This is a genomic window from Kitasatospora putterlickiae, from assembly GCF_039527695.1.
Lineage (GTDB): Bacteria > Actinomycetota > Actinomycetes > Streptomycetales > Streptomycetaceae > Kitasatospora > Kitasatospora putterlickiae.
Genome location: NZ_BAAAKJ010000113.1, coordinates 20,712 through 27,710, shown reverse-complemented (window position 1 = coordinate 27,710; position 6,999 = coordinate 20,712). Strand labels below are relative to the sequence as shown.

The window sequence follows — 6,999 nt, the reverse complement described above, 5'->3', positions numbered from 1 at the left end:
TGGACCCCCACCACCCCCCACCCCAAGGGCCTCCACGCCTACTCCCAATGGCTCGCCTACGAGGGCACCCTCCTCACCACCATCTAGCCTCCCCACCACCCCTGCGGGCCGGGCCCCTCACCCGGCCCGCCGCCGGCTACCGGCCCCCGGCCCCCGGCCCCCGCCTGATGGATCGCGGTGATCGTCACCGCGGCATCGAAACCGAGCACCGGATCGGGCCGACCGGACAGCAGGCTCGCGTACAGCGGCCGGTAGTGGGCGACCTTCCGCGGAGTCCGGCCATCGTTGCCGAACACGGCCAGCAACTCCCCCTCCCGAGCCGCGAAACCGGTCATGGCGGTGTGATCGATCCACACCTCCACCCCGGAGCGCCCGAGGACCAGGCCGCTCTCCTTACTACTGGAGCCGGTCAGCCAACTGCTGCGAAGCCGGGCCACACCCTCCCCACCCCGGGAGCGGAAACCGACGGTGCACCACGCGCTCGCGCCGCCGTCCGTCTCCGAAACCGAGCGGAGTCCGGTGAGATCGACGAAGCGCGTGAGCATGCTGAGCTGGTTCACCCCCGAGTCCGTCCAGCTGGACAGGTACGAGGCGAAGGCCTCCGCCCCGCGCAGGACGTAGGGGTCGTAGAACGCCGAGGTGATGGCCGTGACCGGCCCCCAGCCGGGGTGCGCGGCGAGCAGCTCCGCCGCCCAGTCGACCTCGGGGGAGAACGCGAAGTGGTGGGCCGTGAAGAGGCGTCCCCTCACATCGGCCCTCCCGTCCAGCTCGCGCAGCCCCGCGAGCGAGGCGAGGTCGTGGACGAGGGGTTTCTCCACCAGCACCCTGGCCCCGGAGCCCAGCAGGGCCTGGGCCACCAGCCCGGCATGGGTGTCCGTCGGCGTGGCCAGGACCACCAGGTCCGGCTTGTGCGCGTCCAGTGCCTGGGTGAGGCCGCCGTAATGGGGAGGCGTGTCGCCCCGGAAGACGACCGGCCCGACCGGCCGCGGGTCGACCGTGAAATCCAGGATCACGTCGTCCCGTTCGGCCAGGACCGCCAGATGGGTCTCGGCGATGATGCCGAGCCCGACCAGGCCGACACGTACCGGGTCGGTCATTCGATCTTCTCCCCTCGTCCTGTACAGCCCCGAACTCCGATCCCCCGGTACCTCATCGCCGCGAGGCCACCTCCGCCCACCGGCCCAACGACACCGCGGGGCCGTCGACCCACTCGACCCCCGGGTCGTGCTCCGCGGCCTGCGAGACGCCCTCGATCCAGCTGGTCGCGATCGGGACCCAGTAGGTGTTGCCGCCCGACCGGCGAGTGCGTGCGTCGAGCTCGGCACGCGTGCGGCGGGCACCGTCGCGGTCTCCCCTGCGCACCGCGAGCAGGATCTGGGCCACGTCGGCCAGATTGTGGCCGCCGCGGTAGCCGATCCCGTCCGCCAGCCGCCGGGTGGCCCCGACCGCCTCCACAGCGGCCCCGGTCTCGCCGGCCACCGCGTGCGCGACCGCCTCGGCGGAGCGGACCTTGACCAGTTCGACCGGATTGGGAACCAGGTCGAGCAGCTCCCGCGCCCGGGCCGCCGCGTCCGACACCGCGGCCGTGTCGCCGGACCAGCAGGCGGTCTGGGCCAGGTTCGCCAGCGCCTTCGCCTCCGCGGCGGCCAGGTCCTCACGCCGGGCCAGACCGATCGCCTCGGTGTAGGCGGCGGTCGCCTCGTCGAACCGGGCGTTCACCCGCCAGATGTGGCCGATCAGCCTGAGCCGCTCGCCTTCGTCCTCCGGCCCACGGCTGCGCTGCTCCCGCAGGGAGTCGAGAGCCCTGCCGAAACGGCCGTTGAGATAGTCGAAGTCGCACAGCCAGTACCGGGCCACCGCGTCGAACTCGCCACCCACCAGGTCACGGTAGATCCGCGCCGCCTCGGTGTAGTCGCCGTGGTTGCGCAGTGCGTGGGCGAGATGGATCCGCACCAACTGCGCCGTCGGACCGTCCTGGCGCACTCCCTCGCCCGCACCGCCGAGCAGCTCCACCGCCTCGGCCGCACGGCCGGTACGACGCAGTTGGACACCTCGTACGGCAGCCAGAACGGCCCGGTACTCCGGTGTTCCGTCCCGTTCGGCGGCCAGCCCGTCGCCCAGCTCCGACCACTGGCCCGCCTCGACAAGGCGCTGAGTGGCACGGGCCATCCAGTCCCCGAAGACCCCGTACAGCGCCGAGAGCCTGAGGCCGGATTCGAGAGCCTGAGCGGTGGCCGCGCGGCCCGCCGAGGGCTCAAGACGCTCGCCCAGCCAGGCGAGCAACCGGGCCGCGACCACGCCTCGGTCACGATCCGACCAGCCGTCCGGGAGCGTCCGGTCCGCCTCGGCGATGGCCTGGCGCAGCGCCGCGTGCAGGGCGTACGGCAGGGCGTAGGCGTCGTCGTGCGTGAGGAACGGTCGGCGCAGGAACCGGGCCACGCTGCCGTCGGGGACGTTGGGCTGTCCGGCCCGCAGCATGTCCGCGCCGACCCGGTCGGTGAGTGCCGCGGTACGGACGAGGTCGCGCTCCTCCCGGGGGAGGTCACGGATCGACCGGGTGGCGACCGCGGTGAAGGAACCGCCGAAGTCCGCGGGCGACGGCTGCCCGCCGCGGGCCAGGAGCGCGACGAAGTGGGACACCGACAGGTCCAGGTACAGGGGCAGCCCCTGGCCGCCCGCGATGATGCGCCGACGGACCTCCGCGGGAATGGCGGGCTCGCCGTCCCGGGTGAGCGCCTCACTGAGGTAGCTGTCGGCGTCGGATTCCGAGAGGTAGCCGACGAGATGCTGACGGGGTTCGACGCTGTCGTTGCTGAAGTGCAGGTTGGGCCAGCACTGCGGGCCGGTGAAGTCCAGCTCGCCGCTCACGCCGGAATCGGCCCAGTCGACGCGGTTCCGGCCGGTGATCACGAACAGCACGTTGGGCATCAGGTACACACAGCGCTGGATCAGGCGCTCCACCGTGCGGTCCACACGACCGTTGACCACCTCGAAGGTGTCGAGGAACACGCACACCGTGGGCCGCCGGGCCGGCCGGGCCCGGCGGGACAGCTGGTCCAGGTCCCAGGCCAACAGGTACGGGAAGTAGGAGAGCGTCTCGTAGTCGGCCTCGGCCTCGATCAGTTCGGCGAACAACTCGCAGTCGGCGAGCAGGCGTCCCTCCCGTACCCGGTCCCGGACGGCGCGGTAGGTGGCCAGGGCCGCCCGGTGCGCCAGTCCGGCGAGGCCGCCGAGCCCGGCCGGGTCGAGCTGCCGGACGCTCTCGGTGATCTGGTCGCCGAGGCCGATGCCGCGGGAGGCGCGGCGCAGCGCCGGCGACGAGTCGAGGAAGTCCTGCAGCGTCTCACCGGGATGCGCGCGGGCCCAGTAGGACGCGAGTGCCAGGTCGAACGCCTGCCACCGGCTGCCCAGCTGCCCGAGACCGGCCCGCACGCGCAACAGCACGCTCTCGATGTCGCAGGCGCCGTCCTCGGACAGGTCGACCCGCACGGCCACCACGTCGTCACGCCGCTCGGCCGCGGCGTCGGCGAGAAGGCGGCGCTCCAGCTCGTGGGAAAGCGCCGTCTTTCCTATGCCGCCGATTCCGTACAGCGTCAGGACGTTACGGCGCCCCTGCGCCCGGTCCACGACCGGCGAAACCTCCGCCTCGTCCAGCGTCCGGCACAAACCTTCCACCGACCGGTTGAAGGCGGCCACCTCGTCGACGCGATTGGTGAACACCTGTTGCGCCGTGACGGTGGACGACAGCCCGCTCATGAACGCGGCCCGCAGGTTCACCCGTGCCATCCCGTCTCCTTCTCCACGCGACCCCCGAAGCCATCGGGTCCGCATCCCCTAGGAGGCAAACGATCTGAAATCTTTTCAGTTCCGATGAGGTGCCACAAGGCACCGCGGCGACAGGCCGGAAGGGCCGGTCCACTGAAAGGGGCTTGTTTACGCCGCCAACAGAACTGTTCTTATCGGTGGAGGCCGCCGGCGTGTACGGTGGCCCCATGAAGGACGACGCTCGCCCCACCGCTGATCCGTTGATCACCGGTGCCGAGATCGCCCGGCTGGCCGGGGTCACGCGAGCCGCCGTGTCCAACTGGCGGCGGCGCCACGACGACTTCCCGGCGCCGGCCGGCGGCGGGCCGACCAGTCCGCTCTTCGACCCCGCCGAGGTGAACGCCTGGCTCGCCGAGCAGCGAAAGGGCCAGGACGTGTCCGATGAGGTGCTGCTGTGGCAGGCCCTGCGCGGCGCCTTCGGGGACGACACCGTCCAGGCGCTGGCGGCAGTGGCCCGGCTGCTCACGGACGGCACGCCGCCGCCTCGGCTCGGGCCCGAGATCGCTCAGCAGGTGCTGGAGCTCGCGGAGGCCACGTCCAAGGACGGGCTGATGACCGCTCTCACCGACCGCTTCCTCGACACCACCCGCCGCGTCGGCTCCGATCAGGTCTCCTCCCCCCGCGTCATCCGGGCGGTGCGGCACTTCGTGGGCCCGGTCCCGGACACCGCGAGCATCCTGGACCCGGCCTGCGGCATCGGCTCGCTGCTGCTCTCCCTCGGGCCGGACGCCGGCCCCACCCGGTACGGCCAGGAGATCGACGTCGCGATGGCCGAGGTCGCCCACCTCCGCGCCGGGCTGAGCGGCCGCACCCCGACCGAGGTCCGGTCCGGGGACTCCCTCCGCGACGACACGTGGGCGGAACTCAAGGTCGACCTCGTCGTCTGCGATCCGCCCGCGGCCCGGCCTGACTGGGGACGGGAGGAACTCCTCCTCGACGCGCGGTGGGAGCTCGGCATCCCCTCACGGGCCGAAAGCGAACTCGCCTGGCTCCAACACGCCTACGCCCACACGGTTCCCGGCGGCAAGGTCGTGATGGTGATGCCCGCCTCCGTCGCCTACCGGAAGGCCGGCCGCCGCATCCGCGCGGAGCTCGTCCGTCGGGGCATCCTCAGCGAGGTCGTCGCGCTCCCGGTCGGCACCGCGACGGCGCACTCCCTTCCCGTTCAACTGTGGATCCTCGTCCGCCCCGACGGCCGCACGGCGCGGACCGTCCGCATGGTGGATCTCACCGCCGCCGCGCCCGACGGCCCCCTCGCGCCCCAGCCCGGCCAGGTCGTCGAGGTCCCGCTCATCGATCTCCTGGACGACACCGTCGACCTCACCCCGGGCAACCACATCGGCAGCGCCAACCGGGACTACCTCGCCGAGTACACCGCCCTCCGCGACCAACTGCGGGAACAGCTCCGAGTCCTGGACACCCTGCTGCCCCGACTCGCCCCCGGAAGCGGACCGGGCACGCTCGACACCGCATCGGTCAGCGTCGCCGATCTCACCCGCGCCGGGCTCGTGGAGCACGTCGAGGGCGAGCCGCGCTCCGTCAGCGAACACCTCGACACCGACTACCTGCGCGGGTTCCTGGCCGGCCCCGCCAACAAGCGCCGGTCCACCAGCGGCAGCGGCACCTTCCGCACGGACAGCCGGGGTTCCCGCGTTCCGCAGCTGGGCATCGAGACCCAGCGTCACTACGGCTCCGCCTTCCGCGCGCTCCAGGAGGTCGAGACCTGCACCCGCCGGCTCGCCGGGCTCAGCGACCAGGCGACCGAACTCGCCCGTGAGGGGCTCACGAACGGGGCTCTGAACCCCGCCTCCGGGGACGCCTGACCCGGCGAGCCCGGCCGGCGGCCCGCTAGGCCGACCGCCGACCGAGAGCCAACAGCAGCAGAAGTACCGACGAGACGGCCCCGAACCACCCGACGCCGGCACCCGTGCCGGCCGGGTCGAGGAACCCCCGGAACGCGGCGAGCCCCATGAACACACCCCAGGTCGTCAGGGCGGAGCCGGGTGGCATGGGCCGTGCGGTGCCCGTCCGCCGCCGGGGAACCCAGAGACGCAACAGCCACACCGCCACGGCGAAGGCCACCAGCCGAACCGTGACCTCCGCCCACAGCGGGCCCGTGGTCCTCGCGCCCGGTCCCAGGAACACCGTCATCGCGAACCAGCCGATCGGCAGCACCCAGACCAACCGGGCTCGCGTCACCACGGACAGTTCGCCGGTGGCGGCAGCCGCTCCGGGGTCCTGGGGCGCCGGGGACATCGGCGCGCGCTGGGACGGGACGAACGGACGCTCGGCCGCCCCCGGGCGCCGCGGCACCGGCCGCAGCACCCGGGCCTGCGCACGGCGCAGGCGGAAGCCCGGCCGGAGGCCGTCGTGCCGGTCCATGTGGAGCCGGAGCTCCTCCTGGAGGGCGAGGAGACGCTCCGCCATCGCGTCGAACTCCGAACGGCGGAGAACCGCGGCCCGCTCCGCCTCCGCCTCGGCCGCGGCGAGGCGGGACACGGCCTCGGCGAGCAACCGCCCGGCCTCGGCCCGTCCCGCCTCCGCCGTCCGTTCGGCCTCCTCCTTCTCCCGCTGGAGGCGCAGCCGCTCCTCGGCGATGATCCGGTCCAGGCGCATGCGCTCGTCCGCCGGTAGCCGCTGCGGCGCCCGGGCCTCGGCCCGGGCCACGGTCGCGTTCCGCCACTCCATCAGGGTCCGGGCCCGGTGCTCGCCGATGCCGTTGACGTGGACCTTGCCCCCGCGGGTCCGGTGGATCCACACAACCGTCCCACCGCGACCGCTGGGGGCCTTCTCGTAGCTGATGCGGGTGAAGTCGGAGGCCGTGTGGATGCCTTGGGCGGCCAGGTCGCGCACAAGCCCTTCACCGATGCCGTTGACCTCCAGCGGCCCCAGGGGGGACTGGGCGACCGCCCGGTCGACGAACCGCCGGCGCACCGCCTCAAGCGCCTGCCTCTCCCGGCTCTCCCGGCTCCCGTCGAGCGCGACCAGCCGGCGGGCGCAGGACTCCTGGGTCCGCCGGTACGCCTCGTCAACGCGCCGAACCGTCGCGTCGTGCTTCTGCTGCGCCCGGGTGCGCTCCCGCGCCTCCCGATTGCGCCGCCGCAAGTCCGCCCGCTCGAACCCCGGCCGCCCGGCGAGCAGCCGCCGGTGCGCGGCCACCGCCTGAACGAGCCG

General features: G+C 73.1%; 4 protein-coding genes. 1 reads left to right on the top strand and 3 read right to left on the bottom strand.

Going from position 1 to position 6,999, the window contains the following annotated elements; translation table 11 throughout:
* Positions 1-83 precede the first annotated feature (83 nt).
* Both ABD308_RS11990 and ABD308_RS11985 read right to left on the bottom strand, forming a co-directional pair.
* A complete protein-coding gene (locus ABD308_RS11990; protein ID WP_344332285.1) occupies positions 84-1,097 on the bottom strand; it encodes a Gfo/Idh/MocA family protein in 1,014 nt (337 codons plus the stop codon).
* Positions 1,098-1,149: 52 nt separating this feature from the next.
* Entirely contained in the window at positions 1,150-3,786 is a 2,637-nt protein-coding gene (locus ABD308_RS11985; RefSeq protein ID WP_344332283.1) for a tetratricopeptide repeat protein, read from the bottom strand.
* Between the two features lie 206 nt (positions 3,787-3,992).
* Here ABD308_RS11985 and ABD308_RS11980 point away from each other — a divergent pair, with 206 nt between their 5' ends.
* Positions 3,993-5,648, top strand: a complete 1,656-nt coding sequence (locus ABD308_RS11980; protein WP_344332279.1) for an N-6 DNA methylase — start codon at positions 3,993-3,995, stop codon at positions 5,646-5,648.
* Between the two features lie 25 nt (positions 5,649-5,673).
* Here ABD308_RS11980 and ABD308_RS11975 read toward each other — a convergent pair.
* On the bottom strand, positions 5,674-6,999 hold a 1,326-nt coding region (locus tag ABD308_RS11975; protein ID WP_425554744.1), incomplete at its 5' end, for a hypothetical protein.